This window comes from Streptomyces solicavernae (genome assembly GCF_029968095.1).
GTDB lineage: Bacteria > Actinomycetota > Actinomycetes > Streptomycetales > Streptomycetaceae > Streptomyces > Streptomyces solicavernae.
Window position 1 is genome coordinate 135,865 of sequence record NZ_JASCIR010000004.1, and the last position, 24,798, is coordinate 160,662.

Genomic DNA, 24,798 nt, shown 5'->3' on the forward strand with positions numbered 1-24,798 from the left:
GACCTGACTCATGGGAGCCCAGCTCCGGGTCTACAAGCGTCGCATCCGGTCCGTCACCGCGACGAAGAAGATCACGAAGGCGATGGAGATGATCGCCGCCTCGCGTGTCGTCAAGGCACAGCGCAAGGTGGCGGCCTCCACGCCGTACGCGACCGAGCTCACGCGCGCGGTCACCGCGGTGTCGACGGGTGCGAACGACAAGCACCCGCTGACCACCGAGGTGGAGAACCCGACCCGGGCCGCGGTCCTGCTCCTCACGAGCGACCGTGGTCTGGCCGGTGCCTTCAACTCCAACGCGATCAAGTCGGCGGAGCAGCTCACCGAGAAGCTCCAGGCCGAGGGCAAGCAGGTCGACACGTACATCGTCGGCCGCCGCGGCATCGCCCACTACAACTTCCGCGAGCGCAAGATCGCGGGGGAGTGGACGGGCTTCACGGACGAGCCCTCGTACGCGGACGCCAAGGCGGTCGCCGGGCCGCTGATCGAGGCCATCGAGAAGGACACGGCCGAGGGCGGCGTGGATGAACTCCACATCGTCTACACCGAGTTCGTCTCGATGATGACGCAGAACGCGGTCGAGTCCCGACTGCTTCCGCTCAGCCTCGACGAGGTCGCGGAGGAGGCGGGCACCAAGGACGAGATCCGCCCGCTGTACGACTTCGAGCCGTCGGGTCAGGACGTCCTGGACGCCCTGCTTCCGCGGTACGTCGAGAGCCGTATCTACAACGCGCTGCTGCAGTCGGCTGCCTCCAAGCACGCCGCGACCCGCCGCGCGATGAAGTCGGCGACCGACAACGCCGGAGAGCTGATCAACAACCTCTCCCGGCTTGCCAACGCGGCCCGCCAGGCCGAAATCACCCAGGAAATCAGCGAGATCGTCGGTGGCGCGAGCGCCCTGGCCGACGCGACCGCGGGGAGTGACAAGTAATGACGACCACTGTTGATACGGCCGTTGCCACGGGCCGCGTCGCCCGGGTGATCGGCCCGGTCGTCGACGTGGAGTTCCCCGTCGACGCGATGCCGGACATCTACAACGCCCTCACCGTGCAGGTGGCCGACCCGGCCGCCGACGGCGAGCTGAAGACCCTGACGCTTGAGGTCGCCCAGCACCTCGGCGACGGCCTGGTCCGCGCGATCTCCATGCAGCCCACCGACGGTCTGGTCCGCCAGGCCGCGGTGACCGACACGGGCGACGGCATCACCGTCCCCGTCGGCGACTTCACCAAGGGCAAGGTGTTCAACACCCTCGGTGAGGTGCTGAACGTCCCCGAGGAGAACGCCAACGTCGGTGAGCGCTGGTCCATCCACCGCAAGGCGCCGAACTTCGACGAGCTTGAGTCGAAGACCGAGATGTTCGAGACCGGCGTCAAGGTCATCGACCTTCTCACCCCGTACGTCAAGGGTGGAAAGATCGGCCTGTTCGGTGGTGCCGGCGTCGGCAAGACGGTGCTCATCCAGGAGATGATCTACCGCGTCGCCAACAACCACGACGGTGTCTCCGTGTTCGCCGGTGTCGGCGAGCGCACCCGTGAGGGCAACGACCTCATCGACGAGATGTCCGAGTCGGGCGTCATCGACAAGACCGCGCTTGTCTTCGGTCAGATGGACGAGCCGCCGGGCACCCGTCTGCGCGTGGCCCTCGCCGGTCTGACCATGGCGGAGTACTTCCGCGATGTGCAGAAGCAGGACGTGCTGTTCTTCATCGACAACATCTTCCGCTTCACGCAGGCCGGTTCCGAGGTCTCGACCCTTCTGGGCCGTATGCCCTCGGCCGTGGGTTACCAGCCGAACCTGGCCGACGAGATGGGCCTCCTCCAGGAGCGCATCACGTCGACCCGTGGTCACTCGATCACGTCCATGCAGGCGATCTACGTCCCTGCTGACGACCTGACCGACCCGGCCCCGGCCACCACGTTCGCCCACCTCGACGCGACGACGGTTCTCTCCCGTCCGATCTCCGAGAAGGGCATCTACCCGGCCGTGGACCCGCTGGACTCCACGTCCCGCATCCTGGACCCGCGGTACATCGCGCAGGACCACTACGACGCCGCCATGCGCGTCAAGACGATCCTGCAGAAGTACAAGGACCTCCAGGACATCATCGCGATCCTCGGTATCGACGAGCTCGGCGAGGAGGACAAGCTCGTTGTCCACCGTGCCCGTCGCGTGGAGCGCTTCCTGTCGCAGAACACCCACGTCGCCAAGCAGTTCACCGGCGTCGACGGTTCGGACGTGTCCCTCGAGGAGTCGATCGCGGCCTTCAACGCGATCTGCGACGGCGAGTACGACCACTTCCCCGAGCAGGCGTTCTTCATGTGCGGTGGCATTGAGGACCTCAAGGCCAACGCCAAGGAGCTCGGCGTCTCCTGAGTCCGCTGACTCACGGGAGGGGCGGGCGCGTCCCGCCCCTCCCGGTACGCCCACTAGAATTTGACCCAACACCCGGCAGAACCGCCGGGTGGTGACCCGAGGAGCCACCCTTGGCTGCTGAGCTGCACGTCGAGCTGGTCGCCGCCGACCGCCAGGTCTGGTCCGGCGAGGCCACCCTGGTCGTGGCGCGCACCACGTCCGGCGACATCGGCGTCATGCCCGGTCACCAGCCGCTGCTCGGTGTGCTGGAGTCGGGCCCTGTGATGATCCGTACGACCTCCGCGGAGGCCGGCACGATCGTCGCCGCGGTGCACGGCGGTTTCGTCTCGTTCGCGGACAACAAGCTTTCGCTGCTGGCCGAGACCGTGGAAATGGCCGACGAGATCGATGTACAGCGTGCGGAGCGGGCGCTGGAGCGTGCGAAGTCGGAGGCCGACGCGGCCGCCGAACGGCGCGCGGACGTCCGCCTTCGCGCGGTGGCGGCGCGCTGACGACAGCGCGACGCGGAGTGTGCGACTCAGCCGCGGCCAGGACCGGAGCGATCCGGACCGGGCCGCGGCTGAGGCGATGCAGGTGCAAGGTCGGTTTGCGTGACTGGACGGAGCGAGGAGGTCGGTGCCGATGATCCTCGCTGTGGTTGTGTGCGCGCTGGTGGTCGTGCTCGTGTTGGTGGGGCTCTTCGTCTTCGGGCTGCGCAGGCGCCTGATCCAGCGCTCCGGCGGCACCTTCGACTGTTCCCTCAGGTGGAACGCGCCCGAGCCCGGGGATACGTCCGGCAAGGGCTGGAGCTATGGAGTGGCCCGGTACAACGGCGATCGCATCGCCTGGTTCCGGGTCTTTTCGTACGCGCCGCGGCCGCGGCGGGTGCTTGAGCGGTCCGCGATCGAAGTCGTGGACCGGCGTGCGCCCGACGGCGAGGAGGAGCTGGCGCTGCTCTCCGACGCGGTGGTGCTCGGCTGCACGCATGACGGGACGCGGATCGAGCTCGCGATGAGCGAGGATGCGCTGACCGGTTTCCTGGCCTGGCTGGAGGCGGCGCCTCCGGGGCAGCGGGTCAACGTGGCTTAGGGCGCTCCTGCCCCATAGGGCGCGGGGAACTGCGCGACCAGCCACGACGGCGCAGCAGCCGACCGACGGTATCGCCTCAGATCCTCAACTCCTGAGCCAGAACGGCCGCTTGGACCCTGCTGCGCAGTTCCAGCTTGCCGAGCAGTCGGCTCACATGGGTCTTCACGGTGGCCTCCGCCATGTCCAGTCGTACCGCGATCTCCGCATTGGACAGGCCCTGGCCGAGGCAGGACAGGACCTCGCGCTCGCGGCGGGTGAGGGCGTCCACGGCCTCCAGGACCGCAGGGTCGGGGGCGCCCTGCGCGCGGGCCGGCTCCGCCGCGAACTCGGCGATCAGGCGGCGGGTGACGGCCGGGGCGATCAGGCCCTCGCCGCGCGCGACCGTGCGTACCGCCTCGATCAGGTCGGCCGCGTCGGTGTTCTTCAGGAGGAACCCGGCGGCGCCCGCGCGCAGCGCCCCGAAGACGTACTCGTCCAGGTCGAAGGTGGTCAGCACAAGTACGTCGGCCAGCTGCTCGGCGACCACCCGGCGGGTCGCGGCGACGCCGTCGAGGCGGGGCATCTGGACGTCCATCAGGACCAGGTCGGGGCGGAGTTCGCGGGCGCGGGCCACCGCCTCCTCGCCGTCGGCGGCCTCGCCGACGACCTCGATGTCCGGCGCGCTGCCCAGGATCAGGACGAGGCCCGCGCGCACCGCGGACTGGTCCTCGGCGACCAGGACCCGGATCATTCGCTTCCTCCTTGAGATGTCTGCGGCACGGCTTCTCCCACGGGCAGCGCGGCCCGTACGCACCAGACCTTGCCGCGGTCGCTGTCGCGCGGCCCCGCCTCGAACTCCCCGCCGAGCAGCGTCGCCCGCTCCCGCATGCCGACGAGCCCCGCCCCCGAGCCCGGCGCGCGCGGCCCCGACGGGTCGCCGAAAGCGCTGGTCACCGTGGCGGTCAGGGTGCTGTCGGCCAGCGCCAGGACCACGTGGACGGGGCCCGGCGCGGCGTGCTTGAGGGCGTTGGTCAGGGACTCCTGGACGATCCGGTACGCGGCCAGCTCGACCGGGGCCGGCAGGCGGGCCGAGTGGGCGCGGCGGTCGTCGAGCGTGACGTCCAGGCCGTTGGCGCGGGCCTGTCCTGCGAGGGCGGTGAGGCCGTCGAGGGTGGGCGCCGCGGCCGGTTCGTGGTCGTCGCTGCCGTCCCGGAGCAGGCCGATGAGGCGGCGCATCTCGGCCAGTCCGTCGACGCTGTTCTCGCGGATCACACCGAGGGCGTCCCGGGTGGTGCGCGGGTCGTCCAGGGAGAGCGCGGCGGTGGAGTGGATGGCGATGGCGGAGAGGTGGTTGGCGACCATGTCGTGCAGCTCCCGGGCCATCCGGGCGCGCTCGGCGGTGACGGCCTGCACCCGGTCCGTCTCGGCGAGCAGCGCGGTCTGTTCGGCCCGCAGGCGCGCGGTCTCGGCGGCGTCCCGGTGGTTGCGGACGATGGCGCCGGTGGTGGCGGGGGTGAACGTGATGAGGCCGACCATGAGGCCGAGCAGCACCGCCTCGGGCTGCTGGAACCAGGCCAGGAAACCGAGCGTGGCGGCGACCGTGGCCAGCCCGGTGGCCCATGGAAGGCGCCGGGCGGCGGCGGGCGAGCCGTACAGGACGGCGGCGTACGCGAGGTCCGCGAAGAGGATGACGGTCACGAGGTTGCCGGGCGTGAACTGGTCGGCCACCAGCGCGAGCGTGCCGAGGGCGAGCGCGGTCTGCGGCAGCGTGCGGCGCATCAGCTCCAGGGCGGACATGAGGGCCAGCGGTACGAGGAGCCAGGCGTCCGGGAGCGAGGGGACGGGCGGCGTGCGCATGCCGAGGCCGATGCCCCAGAGGGCGAGCCCGCCGAGCAGCCCGGAGAGGGCGATCAGGACGTCGATCCGGTGCGGCCGGGGCAGGCTCGCGACTCCCGCGCGTCGGCGCGGCGGGCGGTCGGCCGCACGGGGCGGGCTCTCGGAGGTCACCCTGCCATCCAACACGGCGGGCGCGGCCCTGGCGTCCGTACGCAGATGGAGGCGGGTCGGAGCGCGACTGCATCCTTCGATGTACGCGCACTTCGTCTGCGCAGACGACGAGCGGGCGCGCGGCGGACGGGACGCTGGAGGGACCGTGAGAGGAGAGTCCCGTGATCGTCACGCTCATCGTCATCTGCGAGGTCGGCTTCTGGGTGCTGCTCGCCGCGGGCCTGGCCCTTCGGTACTGGGCGAGGATGCCACGCGCGAGTGTCGCCGTACTGCTGTGCGAGCCGCTGCTCGAAGTGGTGCTGTTCGTGGCCACCGCGATCGACCTGCGGGGCGGCGCCGAGCCGGACTGGAAGCACGGCCTCGCGGCGGTCTACATCGGCTACTCGGTCGCGCTCGGCCATTACACGATCAAGTGGGTCGACGTCCGCGTCGCCCACCGCTTCTTCGGCGGCCCGCCGCCCCACACCCCGAAGTACGGCACCGCCCGCGCGCTGCACGAGTGGAAGCTGGCGGCCCGCTGGGTGCTCGCCGCGGTGATCGCCATGGGGCTGCTGCAGGGGGCGATCTGGTACGTGGGGGAGGCGGGGCGGACCGGCTCGCTTGAGGAGTGGCAGCAGAAGATGCTGTTCGTGATCGGCATCAACGTGGTGATCGCCGGCTCGTACACCCTCTTCCCGAAGAAGCCCCCGCTCACCTCCGGCAGGTCCGCGTGAGGGCTACCGCTCCCCGCCCGGCACCCACAGCACGTCCCCGACCTCCTTGTTGGCGACCCGGGCCAGGATGAACAGCAGGTCGGACAGGCGGTTGAGGTACGTCGCCGTCAGGGCGTTCATCGTCTCGCCGTGCGCTTCGAGCGCCGCCCACGTGGAGCGCTCGGCGCGCCGTACGACCGTGCACGCCTGGTGCAGCAGGGCCGCGCCGGGCGTGCCGCCGGGCAGGATGAACGAACGCAGCTTCTCCAGCTGCTCGTTGAAGTGGTCGCAGTCCGCCTCCAGCTTGTCGACGTAGGACTGCTCGACGCGCAGCGGCGGGTATTCCGGGTTCTCGACGACCGGCGTGGACAGGTCCGCGCCCACGTCGAACAGGTCGTTCTGCACACGCGTGAGGACCTTGACGACCTCCTCGTCGAGCCCGCCGAGCGCGATCGCGGTGCCGAGCACGGCGTTGGCCTCGTTGGCGTCGGCGTACGCGGCGATCCGCAGATCGGTCTTGGGGGCGCGGCTCATGTCGCCGAGGGCGGTGGTGCCGGTGTCTCCGGTGCGGGTGTAGATGCGCGACAGAATGACCATGGGGCCGAGGTTACTCCGCGGGGCGTGGGGCGGGGGCCCGGAACGTCCGCGGAACTTCCGGCCAAAACGCCCCAACTGCGCGGTGCGGACCGGGTGGTCGCGCGACGGGTGGGCGTGACGCGTATCTCGTACGCCCCCAAGGCGGCCTCACGCCCGCTAGTCTCCGCCGGAGAGTTCGTTGTCAACCACGGGTAAGACCGCAACTGTCAAAGGGGATCGCACAGTGGCACGGAAGCTCGCCGTCGTCGGAGCCGGACTCATGGGGTCCGGTATCGCTCAGGTCTCCGCCCAGGCGGGCTGGGACGTGGTCCTGCGCGATGTGACCGACGCAGCCCTGACCCGTGGCACCGACGGCATCAAGGCCTCGTACGAGAAGTTCGTCAGCAAGGGGAAGCTGAGCGCCGAGGACGCCGAGGCCGCGCTCGCCCGGATCACCACGACCACCGATCTGGACGGCGCCGCCGACGCGGACGTCGTAGTCGAAGCCGTCTTCGAGAAGCTTGAGGTCAAGCACGAGATCTTCCGTACGCTCGACAAGCTGGTGCGCCCCGAGACCGTGCTCGCCTCCAACACCTCCGCCATCCCGATCACCAAGATCGCGGCGGTGACGGAGCGTCCGGAGCGGGTCGTGGGCGCGCACTTCTTCTCGCCGGTGCCGATGATGCAGCTGTGCGAGCTGGTCCGCGGCTACAAGACGAGCGACGAAACCCTCGCCACCGCGCGGGAGTTCGCCGAGTCGGTCGGCAAGACCTGCATCGTCGTGAACCGTGACGTCGCGGGCTTCGTGACCACTAGGCTGATCTCGGCCCTCGTGGTGGAGGCTGCCAAGCTCTACGAGTCGGGCGTCGCCACCGCCGAGGACATCGACATCGCCTGCAAGCTCGGATTCGGCCACGCGATGGGCCCCCTGGCCACCGCCGACCTGACCGGGGTCGACATCCTGCTGCACGCGACCAGCAACATCTACACGGAATCCCAGGACGAGAAGTTCGCTCCGCCGGAGCTGATGCGCCGCATGGTCGACGCCGGCGACATCGGCCGCAAGAGCGGGCAGGGGTTCTACGAGCACTGAACCGCGGTGCCCCGGCCGGACGCCCGTACGCGACCCGTACGCACCGGCCGGGTCCCCCTCAGGGGTGAATTGCGTATCGGTTCGCTCACGGACGGCAACTTCTGCGTCCGTGGGCCAGTCAGTTCAGTGAGACCACAGTGGGGACGTACGTGACGACGGTGGCGACGACGCCACAGCACTCTCGGGAGCGCATATGCACATCAGGGGCGACCATGCCGAGCTGACCGTCGGGGGCAGCCTCGACGTCCGAAGCGCGGCGGACGCCCGGACTGTCCTGCACTCGGCCCTGGACGAGGGGGCGGGCGACCTCGTCCTCGACCTCTCGGACCTCGCCGCACTCGACGCCACAGGACTCGGCGTGATCATGGGCGCCCACCGCCAGGCGGGCCGCTGCGGGCGCCGCCTGGTCCTGCGCAACGTACCGCCGCAGATGCAGCGGCTGCTCGTGGCCACCCGGCTGCACCGCATCCTCGCGATCGAGGGCGGAATCGGGGCGCATCCCCTGTAACGCGCGCCACCGCGTGGTCGCGCGCGCCACCGCGGTGGGTCACCCGCGCCATCGAGCGCGCACGCCAACGACAAATCCGGTGAGACCGTGACGTCCCGGACGGCACGCCACCCCAGGTGTTCCGCGGCACCGGCCCAAGGTCTAAGGTTCGGTCGCTCACCGATCCCGTTCCCGTGATCCCGTGAGTGCCGGACCAGAAGCGACAGAGCCGTATGCGAAGGCCGGGGAAGTCAAGGCATACGACGCTTATGGGGGCTTTGACCATGGACCCGACGAGCCGGGGACCCGAGGAGCACGGCCAGGACGGCCGCGGCCCGCACGGCCCCGCCGGTGCGCCGCCCGCCCGCGAGCCCGGACCGCACCGCGACGCGGCCCCGAACTCCGCGAGCCGGGGCTACCCCGCCGCCTCCGAGTTCCCGGCCGCCGCGCCCGTACGGACCGTGCAGCTGACCTCCGGCGACTACCTGCTGACCGTCAACCCGGTCGACGGCAGCGAGATCGAGCCATGCCCGCCCGGCGAGCAGCCCGCGCGCCCGCAGCGGTACGAGCCGGACGAGCGGGCCGCCCGCGCCACCGCCGCCGTACCGCCCGCGCCGCCCGGCCCCGCCCGGGTCCGGCCGCCGCTCCTGGAGCGCCAGGAGGTACGCGAACGGCTCGCCCGGCTGCTCGCCCGCGGCCGCTCCGTACGCCTCACCGGGCCCGCCGGCTCCGGGCGCACCTCGCTCCTCGACGCCGTCGCCGAGGACTGCGCCGACCTCGCGCCCGACGGGGTCGTCCGGCTCTCCGGCCACCGCCGCGGCCCCGCCGAACTCCTCCACGAGCTGTACGCCGCCGTCTACGCCTCGCCCGGACACCGCCCCGACGACGCCCAACTCCGCGGCTGCGTCCACGAGATCGGGGCCGTCGTCGTCCTCGACGACCTGGAGTTCGGCGGGGCCACCCTGCAGGACTTCCTCGACGCCACCCCCGAGTGCGCCTACCTCCTCGCCGCCACCCCGGACGTGGCCGCGCCGCTCGCCGATTCGCACCTCGAAGAGATCTTCCTCGGCGGCCTCGACCGGGCCGCCGGACTCAAGCTCCTCGAACTCGCCACGGGCCGCCCGCTCGTCGACGAGGAAGAGGCCCTCGCCGGCGACCTGTGGTTCGAGTCCGAAGGGCTCCCGCTGCGGTTCATGCAGGCCGGGGCGCTGCTGCGGCAGCGCGACCGGCTGCTCGCCGAGGCCGCGGACGCCGAGGGCGGTCCGGAGGAGGGCGCCGCAGTGCCGCTGCCGTCCCTCGCCGAGGCCGCCGCGCCCGCCGCGCTGCTCGCGTCCCGGCTGAGCGAATCCGCCCGTACCGCCCTGGAGTTCGCGGTCGCGCTCGGCGGCGAGGTGCCGCATCAGGCGCATCTGCCCGCCCTCGTCGGCGACACGCACGCGGACGCCGCGCTCGGCGAGCTCGCCGCCGCCGGGCTCGTCGGCCCCACCGGTGCGCGCCACCGCCTCGCCGCGGGCGTCCTCACCCAGCTGGAAGCCGCCGGGTACGGGGACGTCGCGCCCGCCCGCGCGCACGCCGCCGCGCAGCACTACTCCTGGTGGGCCGGTCACCCCTCGGTCACCGCCGACCGCGCCACCGCCGAGTCCGACGCGCTGCACGCCGCGCTCACCGCCCTCGTGCCCGGCACCGAGGCCGGCCACCTCGGCTCGGCCGTCCTGCTCGCCCGCACCGCGGCGCCCGCGCTCGCGGCGGGGCTCGCCTGGGGCGCCTGGGAGCGGGTCCTGCGGATCGGCCAGGAGGCGGCGCGGCTCGCCGGTGAGGTGGCCGAAGAGGCGTACTTCCACCACGAGTTGGGCGTCCTCGCGCTCCTCGGCGGCCGCCTGGAGCGGGCCCGTACGGAGCTGGAGGCGTCCATCGGGATGCGCGGCGCCCTCGCCGACAAGCGGGGCACCGTCGCGGGCCGCCGCGCCCTCGCCCTGGTCTCCGACCGTGACGGCACGACCCCGCCCGCGGGCCTCCCGGCCACACCGGCCGCGCTGCCGGACCCCGGCGGTTCCGGGGGTTCCGGGGGTCCTGGTGGTTCCGGCGGTCCTGGCGGGCCTGGCAGTGCTGGCAGTTCCGGCAGGTCCGGCCGGTCGGGCAGTGCTGGCAGTTCCGGCGGTTCCGGCTTCGCTGCGGACGAGGTGCGGACGGTGGTGAGCCGTGCGGCCGCCGCCGGGCCGGGGGCGGGGAGCGCGCGCAGGGCCGTCGTCGCCGGTACGCGGCGCAACCTCGCGGCGGCGGGGGCGGGCGCGCTGCTCGCCGCCGTGCTCGGCACCGTGGTCACGCTCGGCGCGATCTCCGAGGACGAGGGGCCGGCCCGGACGGTCAAGCCGGACCGTACGACCGGCCGGCCGGACGACGACGGCCTGCCGCCCGAGCAGCCGGCGGACGACCTGAGCAGCGGCCCGGCCGCCCCGTCCGCGCCCGGCACGTCCGGTACGCCGAGCAGCTCGCCCTCGGACAGTCCGAGTGGCAGCGAGTCCCCGAGCCCGAGCGGGTCCGCATCGGACGACCCGACGACTTCGGCGCCGCCGAGCTCGTCCGAGCCGCCCACGTCCTCCAGGCCGCCGAGTTCGTCCAGGCCCCCGACGACCTCGACGCCCCCCACGTCGGAGCCTCCGCCGTCCTCTCCCGACCCGGACCCGTCGAACCCGGACCCGGACCCGGACCCGGACCCGGGCTCCAGCGAACCGCCCAGCAGCGCGGCGGGCAGCCCGTCGCGTACGGGGCCGGGGTCTGGGCCGGAGTCGGGGTCGGCGGCGCCGGAGGGGGCGGTGGCCTGAGGGGGCTGGGGCCTGAGGGGGCCGGGGCCCCCGAACCCGTACCGCGGGCCTGCCCCTCAGACCCCCAGACCCCCCAGACCCTCAGCCCTCAGCCCTCAGAACAACCGCAGCTTGTCGTCCTCGATGCCCCGCAGCGCGTCGTAGTCCAGGACCGCGCAGTCGATGCCGCGGTCCGTGGCGAGGACGCGGGCCTGGGGCTTGATCTCCTGGGCCGCGAAGACCCCGCGTACGGGCGCCAGGTGCGGGTCGCGGTTCAACAGGTCCAGGTAGCGCGTGAGTTGCTCGACGCCGTCGATCTCGCCGCGGCGCTTGATCTCCACCGCCACCGTCGCCCCGTCCGCGTCCCGGCACAGGATGTCGACCGGGCCGATCGCCGTCTGGTACTCGCGACGGATCAGGGTGTATCCCTCGCCAAGTGTCTCGATCCGGTCGGCGAGCAGCTCCTGCAGGTGCGCTTCCACGCCGTCCTTGATGAGGCCCGGGTCGACGCCCAGTTCGTGCGAGGAGTCGTGCAGGATCTCCGCCATCGTGATGATGAGCTTCTCGCCCGCCTTGTTCACGACCGTCCAGACGCCCGCGTCGTCCCCCGAACCCTCCTTCAGGGTGCACGGCGGCGACATCCAGTTCAGGGGCTTGTAGGCCCGGTCGTCCGCGTGGATCGAGACACTGCCGTCCGCCTTCACGAGGATGAGGCGGGGCGCGAGGGGGAGGTGGGCGGTGAGCCGGCCCGCGTAGTCCACGGAGCAGCGGGCGATGACGAGACGCATGGTCGGCAACGCTACTGGACGCCCCCGCTCCGCGCGAAACGCCCTCGTGGAACGAGCGGCGGCCCCGGAACGGAGCGGCGAACTGCGCCCTATTTACCGGGAAGGACACTGTTCGCCCTTGGCCGGTTGTGCGTGCATTCTCCTGGTGCGAGCAGGACAGGTTGCATACCGTGGAAGCGGGTGGTCGTCACGCGTGCACGCTGCGTATGCGTCGCCCCTTGCCTGTCCGTCAGCCCCCGCTCCCCGGGGGTGCGAGAGGAGAACCCATGTCGCTCGACGTCTCACCGGCACTGTTGGAACAGGCCGAGCGAGGCGAGGTCGACGAAGCCGCCTTCGTCGACTGCGTCCGGACCTCCCTGCCCTACGCATGGGAGATGATCAGCTCTCTGGTGGCCCAGCTGAAGGTGGACGGCGGCGAGTTCGCCGACAACCAGACGCCGCCGCCGAACGAGCAGGCGCGTGGTCAGCTGCTGCGTGCACTCGCGAGCGACGCGATACGAGGGGCGCTCCAGCGCCACTTCGGAGTGCGTCTCGCCTTCCAGAACTGCCACCGCGTCGCGGTCTTCCCGCTCGGCGAAGAGTCCGACGACCGGCTGGCCAAGTTCACTTCCGTACGGGGCCAGTTGCTGAACCAGTCGCCGGAACTCAGGGACTGCTGAACCCTGTTGCTGCCGTCCCGTACGCGGGAGGTGTCACAAGTCCGGGGCGGCAGCCCACCCGTCGGCACACCGCACCCTCAGGCCAGCTGCGGCAGCACCTCCGCGCCCAGCCGGCGCACGTTCTCCTCCGTCGCCGCCAGGTCCCCGGAGCCCTCCATGAGCAGCGCGAACCGCGTGATGCCGGTGCGTTCCGCGGTCGCCGCGAGCCGGTCCGCGCAGCGCCGCGGCGTGCCCACCGGGTGGATCCCGCAGAGCATTTCGGTGTACGCGAGCGGGTCCCGCATCCGCCGCTCCCGGCCGTCGACCGTGACATGCGCGTCCAGGCCCTGCTTCAGCCAGCCCGGCATCGCCTTGAGCAACGTCTCCGCCGCCTGCGCGTCCCGGTCCGCGACCTGCGCCACCCCGGCCGACACATGCCCGGCCGCCCGTACGACGTCCGGGGTGTGCCCCGCGGCCAGCGCGCTCGACCGCCACAGCGCCACCATGTCCGCCTTCTCCTCGTCCCCGCAGTGCATGCCGAGCAGCATCGGCAGGCCCCGCTCCGCGGCAAGCCGCACGCTCGCGGGCGAGGTGCAGGCCACCACGACCTCCGGACCCGCGGGCCCGGACAGAGCCTCGTCGGGACGCGGAACCACCGCCACCTCACGGAAGTCGAACTGCTCACCGGACGCGCCGACCCGGGGTTTGCGCAGCCAGTCCAGGAGCAGGTCCAGGGATTCGGGGAAGCCCTTCTCGTACGCCCCGATCTCCTTGCCGAAGACCTCCAGGTCCACCCACGGCCCGCCGCGGCCCACGCCGAGCGTGAAGCGGCCGCCGCTGGTGAGGTGGAGGAGCGCGGCCTGCTCGCCGAGGGCCACCGGATGCTGGGTGGGCAGCACGCTCACCGCGGTGCCGACGCGGATGCGCCGGGTGCGGCCGAGCAGAAACGCCGCGAACGTCGCCGCGGACGGGCACACTCCGTACGGGACGAAGTGGTGCTCGGCCAGCCAGACCGAGTCGAGCCCGGACTCCTCGGCGACCTCACCGATGCGCAGGGCCCGGTGCAGCGCCTCTCCCTGGCCCTGGCCCGGGAACTGCGCGGCCAGTACAAAACTTCCTACACGCATCGCACTCCTGCCTCTCGGCGCCGACGCGGCCTCCCCTACGCGCAACAACGCGCAGCACGTGCCAAGGGCACGGCCTGGCATACAGGTTGGCCCATTTTCATACGGGAGAGTGCCCCGGTTCATACGGGAGAGTGCCCCGGAAGGGCGGTCCCTCCGTCGAGGCACGGGTACCCAGGGAAGCGGCGCGTAGGCTGGAGCGGTCCCATCGGCTTCCCGTACGCACATGAGGTGTTCCGTGTCTCCGCGCCGCAACCGCCCCAAGGGCGCAGGCTCCAACGGCAGGGGAGCGGACGACGACCGTCCGCGCTACGGCGGGCACCAGTACACCGAGTCGTGGCAGGGCGAGGAGTTCACCGTCCGGCACGTCGCCGGTTCCGGCGGGCCCGGCAAGACGTACCGCTGCCCCGGCTGCGACCAGGAGATCCGCTCGTCCGTGCCGCACGTGGTGGCCTGGCCGGAGCACGGAGGGGGCGTCGACGACCGCAGGCACTGGCACAAGGCCTGCTGGAACGCGCGGGACCGCCGCACCACGCGGGTGCAGCGGTCCCGTAACGCGCCGAGGTTCTGAGGCGTCCGCCTCGCCCGGCACCCGCATCCGAGGAGTCCGTCAGAGGGCGTCCGTCGGTCAGACGTCCCTGGTCTCGGTGGTGAGGAACGCGGCGCCGAGGGCGACGGCCGTCAGGCCGATCATGATCCACAGCGGTTCCCAGCCCGTCGGGCCGGTGCCGCCGGCGACCGAGTCGCCGTAGAAGGCGATCAGCTGGCTGGGCACGGCGTACTGCAGCAGGAACAGCTGCAGGTCCGCCATGGACTTCGAGAACATGAACATGGCGAGCACCAGCGGCAGCAGCACCACACCGATCATGATCGTGATCGCTCCGGCGGAGTGCCGCACCAGGGCGCCCACCGCCAGCGACAGCAGCCCGAGCGTCGCGACGAAGAGACCCACGCCGACCGTGCCGCGCAGCCACTCCTCGCCGGTCGCGCTCGCGCCCTCGACCATGGCGGTCTGCAGCGCGGCCACGAGCGCTGCCGCGAGCGTGGTGACGACGAAGACCAGGGCGAAGAAGACGATCGACTTGGCGGCCAGGATCCGGCTGCGGGACGGGCAGGCCGTCGTGGTCGTACGGATCATCCCGGTGCCGTACTCGGAGCCGATGGTCAGCACGCCCAGCGTCATCACGCACAGCATGCCGAGCAGGATGCCGAAGGAGCCGAGGCCGATGGCGGATGCGCCGTCGAGGTCCAGGTCGGCCGAGGCGGCGACGATGCCGATCAGCGTGCCGATGCCGAGGACCAGGGCCAGCATCACGCCGAGCGTCCACATCGTGGAGCGCACGCTGCGGAGCTTCGTCCACTCCGAGGTGAGCGCGTGCCCGAGGTGCGTCTTCGTGATCGGGATCGGCGAGACGTACGTGTCCACCTGCGGGGCCGACTGCCACTGCTGTTGGGCTTGTTGGGCTTGTTGGGGCTGGGGCTGGGGCTGCTGGGGGGTGGCGTTCTGCGGGGCGGGCAGCGTGCGCAGCATCGCGGTGTGCTCCTGCGGCGGCTGCTGGGGCGCCTGCTGCGGGTGTTGCGGGGGAGCGGGCGGCGCGGGGGGCGCGGACGGGGGCTGGGGCGGCTGCTGCGGCTGCGGCGCGGAGGGCGGGGGCGGAGTGCTCATCGGGTGGCGTCCTCGTTGTCGCTGGTGGCGCTCTCGGTCGGTGCTGCGGCGGGCGGCAGCGGCTGGGCCTGCGGCTGCTGGGCCTGGGGCTGGGCCTGCGGCTGCTGCGGCTCGGGCAGCTTGCGCAGCATCGCCGTCTGCTGTTCCTGCGCGGCCGCGGCGGGCAGCGTGCGCAGCATCGCCGTGTGCTCGGGCGCCTGTGCCTGCGCCTGTGCCTGCGCCTGCGCCTGCGCCTGGTCTGCGTACGGGTTCGGCCGGTCGCCGTGCTGCGGGGCCGGCGGCGGGTACCAGCCCGGCTGGTCCTGGCCGGGCACCGGCACCGGCGGCGCCATCCCCGGCGGCATGCCCGCGGCCTGCGGCTCCTGGAAGCCGCCCAGCTGGTCGGCCGTGGAGCGGTAGTCCACCGCGCCCTGGGTGAGCCGCATGTACGCCTCCTCAAGCGAGGCCTGGTGCGGCGACAGCTCCCACAGGCGTACGTCCGCCTCGTGCGCGAGGTCGCTGATGCGGGGCAGCGGCAGGCCCGTGACGCGCAGCGCGCCGTCCTGCTCGGGCAGCACCTGGCCGCCCGCCTCGGTCAGGGCCGACGTCAGCTTCTCGCGCTGCTGCGGTTCGGTCTCCGGCGTACGGACGCGCGCGAAGCCCGCCGAGTTGGCCGCGATGAACTCACGGACGCTCATGTCGGCGAGCAGCTGGCCGCGGCCGATCACGATCAGATGCTCGGCGGTCAGGGCCATCTCGCTCATCAGGTGCGAGGAGACGAAGACCGTACGGCCCTCGGCGGCGAGCGACTTCATCAGGTTCCGGACCCAGAGGATGCCCTCGGGGTCGAGGCCGTTGACCGGCTCGTCGAAGAGCAGCACCTGCGGGTCGCCGAGCAGCGCGGCGGCGATGCCGAGGCGCTGGCCCATGCCGAGCGAGAAGCCCTTGGACCGCTTCCTCGCCACGTCCTGGAGGCCGACGACGCCGAGCACCTCGTCGACCCGGCGGGCCGGGATGCCGGACAGCTGGGCGAGCGAGAGCAGGTGGTTGCGGGCGTGCCGGCCGCCGTGCACGGCCTTGGCGTCGAGCAGCGCGCCCACCTGGCGCGGCGCGTTCGGCAGCTTGCGGTACGGGTGCCCGGCGATCGTGACGCGACCGGACGTCGGGTTGTCGAGCCCGAGGATCATGCGCATCGTCGTCGACTTGCCCGAGCCGTTCGGCCCGAGGAAGCCGGTCACGGTGCCCGGCCGGACTTGGAAGGAAAGGTTGTACACGGCCGTCTTCGCGCCGTAGCGCTTGGTCAGACCGGCTGCCTCGATCATTCTCCGCACCCATCGAGAGGTTCAGGACGTCGGGGCAGTGCTCACGCCCCCGTAAGGGTTAGGAGGATATCCACGGCTTGACGGTTCCGGCCAAGTCGGGTGAAGGACCAGGCCCTCCTCCGCGAAGAGCCGCGCGGCCCGGGCCCGTACCGCCTCGTCGGCCCGCGCCGCGCGCACCCAGGCCCGCGCGTCCGGACCGAGCAGCGCGCGCAGCGCCGCCGAGCCCGCGAGCAGCCCGGCGAGCAGCGCCTCCTGTTCGCCCGCCGCCAGCGGCCGCCCGTCGGGACCGGCGAGTACGCCCCGCTCCCCGGTGTAGACCCAGGCGCCGGGCCCGTCGCCGCGGAGGTAGCCCTCGTCCAGCCACCGGCGCCGGTAGTACGGCAGCTCGGTGGCGTCGACGGCGGCGAGCTGGGCGTCGTCGAGCCAGCTGAGGACGAGGGTGCGGGTGCTGTCCGGGTCCGGGTAGGGGGCGGCGGCCACATACCCGGCCCGCCCCACATGTGCGGAGCACCCGATGCCGAGGCCGCGCACCGTGACCGGCAGCATCGGCACGTCCGAGCCGAGGGACCGCCGCGCGAGCTTGTACGCGACCTGGGCGGGGCAGGCGTTGGAGCCGACGGCGAGCACCGGGTGGCGACGGTCCAGGTCGTCCAGGACCTGGTCGAGCCGCCCCCCGCCCTCGACGTACATCCCGCCGAGCGGACCCGCGCCGCCCGTGAGCCGCAGCAGCCGGTCCCCGCGCAACAGGGCGGGCCAGGGCACGGGCGGCCCGGGGTACGTCAGCGGCTGCTCGAACGGCACGACACCGAGCCCGAGCTCGACAAGGCTCCGCCCCTTCACGACTTGCCTCCTGCACTCGCCCCGCGAGGGTGCGCCCTTCCAGGGGCGCGGGGAACTGCGCGACCGGCCCAAGGAGGAAAACTTGCATGAACTTGCATGAACTCGCACGAAATCGCAAGAACTCCCACGAGCCCCTACGAACACCTACGAACTCCCACAAACCCCTACGCATCCCTCCGCTTGAGCAGTACATACCCGCCCAGAACGGCCACCACCACCCACGCCCCCATGATCGCCAACCCGCCCCAGGGCCCGTACGGAGTGTCGTCGTCCAGCGGGCTGACCACCTGCATGATCTTCTGGCCCGCCTGGTCCGGCAGGAACTGGCCGATCTTCTTCGTGGCCGAGACGTTGCCGAGGATGCTGGAGACCAGGAAGAAGAACGGCATCAGGATGCCGAGCGACAGCATCGGGCTGCGCAGCATCGCGGCGACGCCCATCGAGAAGAGCGCGATCAGCGTCATGTAGAGCCCGCCGCCGATCACCGCCCGCAGCACTCCGGGGTCGCCGAGCGAGGCCCGGTGCTCGCCCATCGCTGCCTGGCCGACGAAGAACGTGATGAAGCTGGTGACCATGGCCACCACCAGGGCGAGCGCCGTGGCCACCGCGATCTTGCTGAACAGGAACGCCGCGCGCTGCGGCACCGCCGCGAGCGAGGTGCGGATCATCCCGGTGCTGTACTCGTTCGACACCACGAGCACCCCGAAGACGATCATCGCCAGCTGACCGAGGCCCATGCCCGCGAAGCTGATCGCGGTCGGGTCGAAGGCGAGCCGCTCGCGGGCGTTCATGGAGTCGAAGTCGTTGCTGACGAGGATCGAGATGAGCAGGCCGAGGCCGACCGTCACGACGACGGCGAGGCCCAGCGTCCACACCGTCGACGCCACCGACCGGATCTTGGTCCACTCCGACTTGAGTACGAGTACGCGTCCCGAGGACATCCGCTCAGCCCCCCGCCTTCCGCTTCCGCTGCTCCCGGGCCCACTGCTCGCCCCAACCGCCGCCGGAAACGGCCTCCGTGCCCGTGCCTCCGGCCCACCCGTTGGTGTCCGGCGGCCCCGTATCGGAGTGCGCGTGGTACTCCACCGACTCGGCGGTCAACTGCATGAACGCCTCCTCCAACGAGGCCTGCTGCGGGCTCAGTTCATGGAGTACGAGATGGTGCTCGGCGGCCAGCTCCCCGATCAGCTCCGACCGCGCCCCGTCCACCTCCAGGATTCCGCTTCCGGCCTCGACGGCGGGCACCCCGGCCTGTCCAAGGACGTCCCGGAGCCGTTCCTGCTGCGGTGAGCGCAGTCGTACGTACGACCGGGAGTTCTCCCGGATGAAGTCGGCCATCGAGGTGTCCGCGAGCAGACGGCCCTGGCCGATGACTACCAGGTGGTCGGCGGTGAGGGCCATTTCGCTCATCAGGTGCGAGGAGACGAAGACAGTACGGCCCTGCGCCGCGAGGCCCTTCATCAGATTCCGGATCCAGTGGATGCCCTCGGGGTCGAGACCGTTGACCGGCTCGTCGAACATCAGGATCTGCGGATCGCCGAGCAGCGCGCCCGCGATGCCGAGCCGCTGGCCCATGCCGAGCGAGAAGCCCTTGGCCTTCTTCCTCGCGACGGCGGTGAGGCCGACGGTGTCCAGTACCTCGGCCACCCGGGACTTCGGGATGCCGTTGGACTGCGCCAGGCACAGGAGGTGGTTGAAGGCGCTGCGCCCGCCGTGCATGGCCTTGGCGTCGAGCAGGGCGCCGATGTACTTGAGCGGGTGCCGGATCTGCTCGTAGTGCCGGCCGTCGATCCGCACGTCACCGGCGGTGGGGTGGTCCAGGCCGAGGAGCATCCGCATCGTGGTGGACTTGCCCGCGCCGTTGGGCCCGAGGAAGCCGGTGACGACGCCGGGTCTGACGGTGAAGGTCAGATGGTTGACCGCGACCTTCTCCCCGTACCGCTTCGTCAGGCCCTCAAGCTCGATCATGCGGCCACGCTAAAACGGCACAAAGCCCCCTGCCACTTGAGTGACAGAGGGCTTCGTCGCGCTCGGGGTACCGCAGAAGCAGTGGTCAGCGGGTCTGCTGGGCCGGAACTCCGCGGCTGACCGGCTCCTCCTCGCCGCCCGGCGCGGCCTGCGCGGCCACGGCGGCACCGGTGAGGGTGGCCAGCATCTCGCGGACGTTGGTCAGCTGCGCGTTGATCGAGTCGCGGCGGTTGGTCAGGGCCGCCAGCTCGCGCTCGGACTCGCTGCGGATGCGGTCGGCCTTGGCGTTGGCGTCCGCCACGATGTCCTCGGCCTGACGCTGCGCGGTCTCCACCGTCTGGCGCGCGCGACGCTCCGCGTCCGTGCGCAGCTTCTCCGCCTCCAGGCGCAGCTGCTCGGCGCGGTGCTCGATCTCCGCGAGGCGCTTCTCGGCCTTGGCCTGACGCGAGGCCAGGTCGCGCTCGGACTGCTCGCGGCGCTTGGCGAGGTTGGTCTCGAAGTCGGCGGCGGCCTGCGCGGCCTTGGCGCGGGTCTCCTCGAAGAGGGCGTCGGCCTCCTCGCGCTTGGACTGCGCGTCCTTCTGCGCCTCGGTGCGCAGCGCGGTCGCCTCGCCCTTGGCCTTCTCTACGATCCGGACGCCCTCGTCCTCGGCCTTGGCCTTGCGCTCGGCGGCGAACGCCTCCGCGTCGTTGCGCACCTGCTGGGCGGCGGACTCGGCCAGCTCGCGGTGCTGCTCGGCGGCCCGACGGGCCTCCTCGCGCAGGTCCTTGGCCTCCTCCTCGGCAAGCCGGAGGATCTTCTCGACGCGGGCGCCGAGTCCGGCGTACGACGGCTCCGCGTCGTTCACCTGGGCCTGGGCGTTCTGCGTTTCGAGGTGGAGCTCCTCGATGCGCTTTTCCAGAGCAGTGATACGAGCGAGAGCGGAGTCACGGTCGGAGACGAGCTTGGAAATACGTTCGTCCACCTGAGCGCGGTCGTACCCACGCCGCACAAGCTCGAAGCCGTAGGGGGAAGTGTCGCTCATGGGGTTCCTGTCAAATGGGACCGGTGAGGTGTTAGGAGGAATCCTAGGGGTCTTGGCGGCGTGTCATCGAGCAGTTGCCCGTTTGATCTGGAGAATGACACCCCTTTCGGGTGGCACATGACCGGACCGCTTGCCAGCGCTGTCTCCCAACACCCCTGCCGAGTACGGAAGATGGCGTTCCCGCCAGGGCCTGTTCCGCGAAGGCCCGCCGGACCGGCCCTAGTTTTCCGAGGACTTCCCACCCGATCGAGGGGCCCCGACCGTCGCCCCCGCCTTGACGCCCCCGGAGCCGCCGCCCGCCTTGCCGTTGCCGCCGGCCGAGGGCACCTCGAAGGACTCCAGGGCCTCCAAGACGTCCTGGACCCGGGAGATTTCGGCGTTGATGTCCTCCCGGCGGCGCACCAGGACGTCCAGCTCCCGCTGCCCCTCCTCGACGAGCCGCGCGGCCTCCCGCTCGGCCTCCGAGGTGAGCCGCTCCGCCTCCCGTACGGCGTCGGCCTTCTTCTGCTCGGCCTCCTTGATGAGGCCCTCCGCCTTCTTCACGGCGGAGATGCGCACCGTGCTCGCCTCCGAATCGGCGTCCGCCTTCAGCTCCTTGGCCTTCGCCTGCGCCTCGGCCAGCTGCTCCTCGGCCGCCTTCACCAGGGCGTCACAGCGTTCTCCCGCAGATTTCATCTGCTCGGCGGACTCGCGCCGCGCCCGCTCGTGCAGCTCCTCGATCTCGCCGGTGATGCGTTCGCGCAGCTCCTCGGCCCGCTCCCGGATCTGGGTCGCGTCCCGGCGCGCGCCGACGAGGAGTTCGTCCGCGTCCGTACGCGCCTTCTCGACCATCGAGTGGCCCTCGGTGCGCGCCTCGGAGACAAGCCGCTCCGCCTCGTTGCGTGCGGCGCCGACCATCGTGTCCGCCTGCGTCTCCGCGTCCGCCGTCGTCTTCAGCGCCTTCTCGGCCGCCTCCGCCGTCAGCTTCTCGGCCTCCGCCGTCGACTCCGTGATGAGCTTGTCGACCTGCTCGGCGGCCTCCGTACGCCGCTTGTTGGCGTCCGCGCGGGCCTCGTCGCGCATGCGCTCGGCCTCCGCCTGCGCCTCGCTGCGCAGCCGCTCCGCCTCCGCGGCGGCCTCCGCCCCGACCCGCTCGGCCTCGCTGCGGATCCGCTCCGCGTGCTGCTGCGCCGAGCCGACGGTCTCCGCCGCCTCCGCGCGCAGCCGCTCCGCCTCGTTGCCCGCGTCGGCGAGGGTCCGGTCGGCCTCCGCGCGGGATTCGGCGCGGAGCTGGTCGGCGGCGGCCTGGCTGTCGGCGCGCAGCTGTTCGGCGGTGGCCTCCGACTCCGCGCGCAGCTGGTCCGCGGTGGCCCGGGACTCCGCGCGCAGCTGGTCGGCCGCGGCTTGCGTCTCGGTGCGCAGCTGGTCGGCGGCGGCCTGGCTCTCCGCGCGCAGCTGCTCCGCCGCGGCCTGCGTCTCGGACTGCAGCCGCTCGGCCTCCGAGGTGGCCTCGCCGATCAGCCGGTCGGCCTGCTCCGCCGCGTCCGTGCGGATCCGGTTGGCGTCGTCGCGGGCCTCCGCGCGGCTACGGGACGCGTCCTGCTCGGCCGCGGACAGCCGCTCGGACGCCTCCGTACGGGACCGCTGAGCGTGCTCCGTCGCCTCCGACCGCAGCCGCTCGGCCTCCGCCAGCGCCTCCGCGACCGTGCGCTCCGCAAGGGACTTGGCGGCCTCGGACTCCTCCTGGGCCTCGCGCCGCTGCCGCGCCGCGTCCTCGGCGGCCCGCTCCCGCTCCGCGTACGCGTCCGTGCGGACCCGCTCCGCCTCCTCGGTGGCCTCGCCGCGGGTGCGCTCCGCCGCGTGCTCGGCCGCCGAACGCAGGCCCGCGATCTCCTCCTGCGCCTGCTCGTGCAACCCCGCCACGGAGTCCCGCACCTGCTGCGCCGTCAGCTCGGCCGCGGCGACCAGGTCACCGGCCCGCTGGTCCGCCTCCTCGACCAGGCGGTGCGCCTCGGCCTGCGCCTCCTCGACCCGCTTGCGCGCCGCGGCGAGCAGCTCCTCGCTCTGCTCGCCGGCCCGCTCCCGCTCCTGGTCGGCCTCCGTGCGCGCCGAGTTGAGCAGCTCCTCGGCCTCCCGGCGGCGCCGCGCGGCCTCCTCCTGGGCGGCCGACAGCGCCTCGGCGGCCTCCGCCGACACCCGCTCCGCGGCGGCCGCGGCCTCCGCGCGCACCCGGTCGGCCGTCTCCTGCGCCTCGGTCTTGAGCCGCTCCGCCTCCGTCGCGGCCTCGCTGCGCAGCCGTACGGCGACGGCCTCGCCCTCGGCCCGCGACTCGGACGCCTCCGCGGCCGCTTCCGTACGCAGCCGCTCGGCCTCGTTCTCGGCCTGCGCCTGCAGCGTGCGGATGCGCTCGGCGGCCTCGGCGCGCAGCCGCTCCGTCTCGTCCGCGGCCTCGCGCCGGATCCGCTCGGCCTCGGTGCGGGCGTCCTGCAGCGCCGTCTCGGCCGCGCTGACCCGCTCCTCGGCCTCGGTGTGCAGCCGGGTCAACTCCTCGGCGGCCTCGGCCTGCCGGCGCTCGATCGCCGCGTCCGCCTCCTGGCGCAGCTGCCGCGCCGCCTCCTCGGCCTCCGCCTTGGTGGCCTCGGCCTGCTCCCGGGCCTCGTCGCGGTGGCGCTCGGCCTCGGTGCGGGTGCGTTCCAGGGTCTCCTCGCCCTGCTTGCGCAGCGTCGTCGCCCGCTCGATGGCCTCGGTGCGGACCTTCTCTGCGTCCGCGCTCGCCCCGGTGCGCAGCTCATCGGCGTCGCCGCGCGCCTTGGTCAGCAGCTCCTCGGCGGAGGCCGCGGCCTCCTCGATCTTCTGCACCGCCTCGCGCCGGGCCTCGGCGCGGATCTTCTCGCCCTCGGAGACCGCCTCGGCCCGCAGCTGCTCGGCCTCGCCGCGCAGCCGGCGCGCCTCCTCCTGCAGCTCGACCGTCTTGGCGCGGTACTCCTTGGTGTCGTCCTTCGCGGCGCCCTTCAGCTCCTCCGCGATGTCGTGCGCCTCGGCCCGCAGCCGGTCCGCCTCGGTCTCGGCCTCGCTGCGGATCCGCTCCGCCTCGTCGCTCGCGGCCTTCGTGGTCCTCTCGGCGTCCTCGGCGGCCTTGTTGAGCGACTCCTCGGCGCTGCGCGCGGCCGCCGCGAGCTGGGATGCGGTCTCCTCGGCCGTGATCGTACGGGCCTTCTCGGCGGCCTCCGCGATCAGCTTCTCGGCCTCGGCGCGGGCGTCGGCGAGGGCCTGGGCGGCCTCCTCCTGGGTGGCCTCGGACTCCTTGGTCGCCTCGCCGACCAGGCGGGCCACCTGCTCCTTCGCCGTACGGGTCCGCTGCTCGTTGGTGGCCTCGGCGGTGGCCAGGGCCTTCGCCGCGGCGTCCTTGGCCTCGGTGACGACCTTCTCCGCCTCGGACCGCGCCTCGCGCAGCGCCGACTCGGCCTCCGTCATGCGCTGCTCGGCGGTGCGGTTCAGCTCGGCGGTCTTGCGGCGGGCCTGCTCGGACTCGCTCGCCGTGCTCGACCGCAGCTGCTCGGCGTGGTCGGTGGCCTCCTGGGCCTGCTGCGAGGCGGCGTTCAGGAGGCGCTCGGCCTCGGCGCGGGCCCGGCGCAGGACCGCCTCGGCCTCGGCCCGGCCGGCCTCCGCCTCGCCGGTGAGCCGCTGCCGTGCCTCGGTGGTGAGCCGTTCGGCCTCCGCGCGGGCGGCGGCCAGGGACTGCTCGGCCTCCGTGCGCGACTCGTCGATCAGGCGGCGGGCCTGCTGCTCGGTGCGGTTGCGCAGCTGCTCGGCCCACGCCACGTTCTCGTTGACGTGCGACTCGACGGTCTGGCGGCGCTCGTTGAGCTCCTGGTCGAGCTGCTGGCGCCGGGACACGGCCTCGGCGTGCAGCTCGGACTGCAGCCGGGACTGCTGCTCGGCGTGCTCCTGGAGGATGCGCTGGGTCTGGGCGCGGGCGTCCCGCAGCTCACGCTCGGCGTCGGCGCGCAGCTGGTCGGCCTGGATCTGGGCGTTCCGCAGCAACTGCTCGGCCTGGTAACCGAGATCGGCGGTGTCGTAGGCAGGGCGGGACGCGAGGCTGCGGCGCGCCTCGTGCAGCTTCGCGCGCAGCACCTCGACCTGGTAGCCGAGGTCCTCGGCGTGCTGAACGGCCTTCTCCCGCTCGGTCTTCAGCCGGTCCATCTCGGCCTCGAACCGCGAGAGGCTGTCGGTCCGGCCGGTCTCAGCCCGCGAGTTGTCCTGGCGTTCGTAGCCCCGCACTGCGCGGTCCCATCCGTCCCCTGGCGACAAGTTTCTCCGTACGAGCCCAGTCCGTCCGCCGAACGGGCCCCCGGGGGAATGGTGACAGATCCACGGCGTACGAGGGGATGCCGCCT

The 24,798-nt window shown here is 72.4% G+C and carries 22 protein-coding genes; 10 read left to right on the top strand and 12 right to left on the bottom strand.

The genetic code is table 11. The features are described from left to right. Positions 1–10: 10 nt before the first annotated feature. The 4 genes from QIS99_RS07260 to QIS99_RS07275 all read left to right on the top strand — a co-directional run bounded on the left by QIS99_RS07260 (position 11) and on the right by QIS99_RS07275 (position 3,438). On the top strand, positions 11–928 hold the full coding sequence (locus tag QIS99_RS07260; protein WP_282511654.1) for a F0F1 ATP synthase subunit gamma: 918 nt from the start codon (positions 11–13) through the stop codon (positions 926–928). Then, complete coding sequence (gene atpD, locus QIS99_RS07265; RefSeq protein ID WP_282511656.1) at positions 928–2,370, top strand: F0F1 ATP synthase subunit beta; 1,443 nt, start codon at positions 928–930, stop codon at positions 2,368–2,370. Before QIS99_RS07260 ends, atpD begins: the two co-directional genes overlap by 1 nt. Before the next feature lie 110 nt (positions 2,371–2,480). Then, entirely contained in the window at positions 2,481–2,861 is a 381-nt protein-coding gene (locus QIS99_RS07270; RefSeq protein ID WP_282511658.1) for a F0F1 ATP synthase subunit epsilon, read from the top strand. A 130-nt stretch (positions 2,862–2,991) separates the two neighbouring features. Further along, on the top strand, positions 2,992–3,438 hold the full coding sequence (locus QIS99_RS07275; protein ID WP_282511660.1) for a DUF2550 domain-containing protein: 447 nt from the start codon (positions 2,992–2,994) through the stop codon (positions 3,436–3,438). A 76-nt stretch (positions 3,439–3,514) separates the two neighbouring features. On the opposite strand, the gene QIS99_RS07280 is transcribed toward QIS99_RS07275, so the two are convergent. Both QIS99_RS07280 and QIS99_RS07285 read right to left on the bottom strand, forming a co-directional pair. After that, complete coding sequence (locus QIS99_RS07280; protein WP_282511662.1) at positions 3,515–4,168, bottom strand: response regulator; 654 nt, start codon at positions 4,166–4,168, stop codon at positions 3,515–3,517. Next, on the bottom strand, positions 4,165–5,358 hold the full coding sequence (locus QIS99_RS07285; protein WP_282511965.1) for a sensor histidine kinase: 1,194 nt from the start codon (positions 5,356–5,358) through the stop codon (positions 4,165–4,167). Before QIS99_RS07285 ends, QIS99_RS07280 begins: the two co-directional genes overlap by 4 nt. 227 nt (positions 5,359–5,585) lie before the next feature. Here QIS99_RS07285 and QIS99_RS07290 point away from each other — a divergent pair, with 227 nt between their 5' ends. Then, positions 5,586–6,137 (top strand): hypothetical protein, encoded by a 552-nt coding sequence (locus QIS99_RS07290; protein WP_282511663.1) that lies wholly within the window; start codon positions 5,586–5,588, stop codon positions 6,135–6,137. A 3-nt stretch (positions 6,138–6,140) separates the two neighbouring features. On the opposite strand, the gene QIS99_RS07295 is transcribed toward QIS99_RS07290, so the two are convergent. Beyond that, positions 6,141–6,713: a cob(I)yrinic acid a,c-diamide adenosyltransferase gene (locus QIS99_RS07295; protein ID WP_282511665.1), complete on the bottom strand. Its 573-nt coding sequence runs from the start codon at positions 6,711–6,713 to the stop codon at positions 6,141–6,143. 223 nt (positions 6,714–6,936) lie between these two features. Here QIS99_RS07295 and QIS99_RS07300 point away from each other — a divergent pair, with 223 nt between their 5' ends. From QIS99_RS07300 to QIS99_RS07310, 3 genes are all read left to right on the top strand, one after another. Next, positions 6,937–7,785 carry a 3-hydroxyacyl-CoA dehydrogenase family protein gene (locus QIS99_RS07300; protein WP_282511667.1) on the top strand — a complete coding sequence of 283 codons (849 nt, stop codon included), beginning with the start codon at positions 6,937–6,939 and terminating at the stop codon, positions 7,783–7,785. Between the two features lie 193 nt (positions 7,786–7,978). Further along, the gene (locus QIS99_RS07305) at positions 7,979–8,293 is read left to right on the top strand and encodes an STAS domain-containing protein (protein ID WP_282511670.1); all 315 of its coding nucleotides are present in this window, start codon (positions 7,979–7,981) and stop codon (positions 8,291–8,293) included. 263 nt (positions 8,294–8,556) lie between these two features. Then, positions 8,557–11,094, top strand: coding sequence for an ATP-binding protein (locus tag QIS99_RS07310; protein WP_282511671.1), 2,538 nt, complete (start codon positions 8,557–8,559; stop codon positions 11,092–11,094). Positions 11,095–11,189: 95 nt separating this feature from the next. On the opposite strand, the gene nucS is transcribed toward QIS99_RS07310, so the two are convergent. Further along, on the bottom strand, positions 11,190–11,861 hold the full coding sequence (gene nucS, locus QIS99_RS07315; RefSeq protein ID WP_282511672.1) for an endonuclease NucS: 672 nt from the start codon (positions 11,859–11,861) through the stop codon (positions 11,190–11,192). A gap of 266 nt (positions 11,862–12,127) precedes the next feature. Between nucS and QIS99_RS07320 the strand changes: the two genes are divergently transcribed. Continuing rightward, entirely contained in the window at positions 12,128–12,520 is a 393-nt protein-coding gene (locus tag QIS99_RS07320; RefSeq protein ID WP_282511673.1) for an SCO5389 family protein, read from the top strand. 77 nt (positions 12,521–12,597) lie between these two features. Here the strand turns inward: QIS99_RS07320 and QIS99_RS07325 are convergent, their stop codons facing one another. Beyond that, positions 12,598–13,626 (bottom strand): LLM class flavin-dependent oxidoreductase, encoded by a 1,029-nt coding sequence (locus QIS99_RS07325; RefSeq protein ID WP_282511676.1) that lies wholly within the window; start codon positions 13,624–13,626, stop codon positions 12,598–12,600. A 235-nt stretch (positions 13,627–13,861) separates the two neighbouring features. Between QIS99_RS07325 and QIS99_RS07330 the strand changes: the two genes are divergently transcribed. Next, positions 13,862–14,194, top strand: coding sequence for an ATP/GTP-binding protein (locus QIS99_RS07330; RefSeq protein ID WP_282511678.1), 333 nt, complete (start codon positions 13,862–13,864; stop codon positions 14,192–14,194). Positions 14,195–14,251: 57 nt separating this feature from the next. Here the strand turns inward: QIS99_RS07330 and QIS99_RS07335 are convergent, their stop codons facing one another. The 7 genes from QIS99_RS07335 to scy form a co-directional block, all read right to left on the bottom strand. Beyond that, entirely contained in the window at positions 14,252–15,154 is a 903-nt protein-coding gene (locus QIS99_RS07335) for an ABC transporter permease subunit (protein ID WP_408909505.1), read from the bottom strand. Between the two features lie 131 nt (positions 15,155–15,285). Next, entirely contained in the window at positions 15,286–16,590 is a 1,305-nt protein-coding gene (locus tag QIS99_RS07340; RefSeq protein ID WP_282511682.1) for an ABC transporter ATP-binding protein, read from the bottom strand. Positions 16,591–16,611: 21 nt separating this feature from the next. Further along, the gene (locus QIS99_RS07345; RefSeq protein ID WP_282511683.1) at positions 16,612–17,430 is read right to left on the bottom strand and encodes a hypothetical protein; all 819 of its coding nucleotides are present in this window, start codon (positions 17,428–17,430) and stop codon (positions 16,612–16,614) included. A gap of 164 nt (positions 17,431–17,594) precedes the next feature. Further along, a complete protein-coding gene (locus QIS99_RS07350) occupies positions 17,595–18,371 on the bottom strand; it encodes an ABC transporter permease (protein WP_282511684.1) in 777 nt (258 codons plus the stop codon). A gap of 4 nt (positions 18,372–18,375) precedes the next feature. Then, positions 18,376–19,398: an ABC transporter ATP-binding protein gene (locus QIS99_RS07355; RefSeq protein ID WP_282511685.1), complete on the bottom strand. Its 1,023-nt coding sequence runs from the start codon at positions 19,396–19,398 to the stop codon at positions 18,376–18,378. Positions 19,399–19,483: 85 nt separating this feature from the next. Continuing rightward, the gene (locus tag QIS99_RS07360) at positions 19,484–20,422 is read right to left on the bottom strand and encodes a coiled-coil domain-containing protein (RefSeq protein ID WP_282511686.1); all 939 of its coding nucleotides are present in this window, start codon (positions 20,420–20,422) and stop codon (positions 19,484–19,486) included. Between the two features lie 219 nt (positions 20,423–20,641). Next, on the bottom strand, positions 20,642–24,682 hold the full coding sequence (scy, locus tag QIS99_RS07365) for a polarized growth protein Scy (RefSeq protein ID WP_282511687.1): 4,041 nt from the start codon (positions 24,680–24,682) through the stop codon (positions 20,642–20,644). Between the last annotated feature and the right edge of the window lie 116 nt (positions 24,683–24,798).

Bases quoted from the DNA above. Each gene is read 5' to 3' on its own strand.
- atpD (WP_282511656.1), top strand. From the start codon at position 928: ATGACGACCACTGTTGATACGGCCGTTGCCACGGGCCGCGTCGCCCGG.
- QIS99_RS07360 (WP_282511686.1), bottom strand. From the start codon at position 20,422: ATGAGCGACACTTCCCCCTACGGCTTCGAGCTTGTGCGGCGTGGGTAC.
- nucS (WP_282511672.1), bottom strand. From the start codon at position 11,861: ATGCGTCTCGTCATCGCCCGCTGCTCCGTGGACTACGCGGGCCGGCTC.
- QIS99_RS07325 (WP_282511676.1), bottom strand. From the start codon at position 13,626: ATGCGTGTAGGAAGTTTTGTACTGGCCGCGCAGTTCCCGGGCCAGGGC.
- QIS99_RS07260 (WP_282511654.1), top strand. From the start codon at position 11: ATGGGAGCCCAGCTCCGGGTCTACAAGCGTCGCATCCGGTCCGTCACC.
- QIS99_RS07350 (WP_282511684.1), bottom strand. From the start codon at position 18,371: ATGTCCTCGGGACGCGTACTCGTACTCAAGTCGGAGTGGACCAAGATC.
- QIS99_RS07305 (WP_282511670.1), top strand. From the start codon at position 7,979: ATGCACATCAGGGGCGACCATGCCGAGCTGACCGTCGGGGGCAGCCTC.
- QIS99_RS07355 (WP_282511685.1), bottom strand. From the start codon at position 19,398: ATGATCGAGCTTGAGGGCCTGACGAAGCGGTACGGGGAGAAGGTCGCG.
- QIS99_RS07335 (WP_408909505.1), bottom strand. From the start codon at position 15,154: ATGCTGCGCACGCTGCCCGCCCCGCAGAACGCCACCCCCCAGCAGCCC.
- QIS99_RS07295 (WP_282511665.1), bottom strand. From the start codon at position 6,713: ATGGTCATTCTGTCGCGCATCTACACCCGCACCGGAGACACCGGCACC.
- QIS99_RS07280 (WP_282511662.1), bottom strand. From the start codon at position 4,168: ATGATCCGGGTCCTGGTCGCCGAGGACCAGTCCGCGGTGCGCGCGGGC.
- QIS99_RS07310 (WP_282511671.1), top strand. From the start codon at position 8,557: ATGGACCCGACGAGCCGGGGACCCGAGGAGCACGGCCAGGACGGCCGC.
- QIS99_RS07340 (WP_282511682.1), bottom strand. From the start codon at position 16,590: ATGATCGAGGCAGCCGGTCTGACCAAGCGCTACGGCGCGAAGACGGCC.
- QIS99_RS07275 (WP_282511660.1), top strand. From the start codon at position 2,992: ATGATCCTCGCTGTGGTTGTGTGCGCGCTGGTGGTCGTGCTCGTGTTG.
- QIS99_RS07320 (WP_282511673.1), top strand. From the start codon at position 12,128: ATGTCGCTCGACGTCTCACCGGCACTGTTGGAACAGGCCGAGCGAGGC.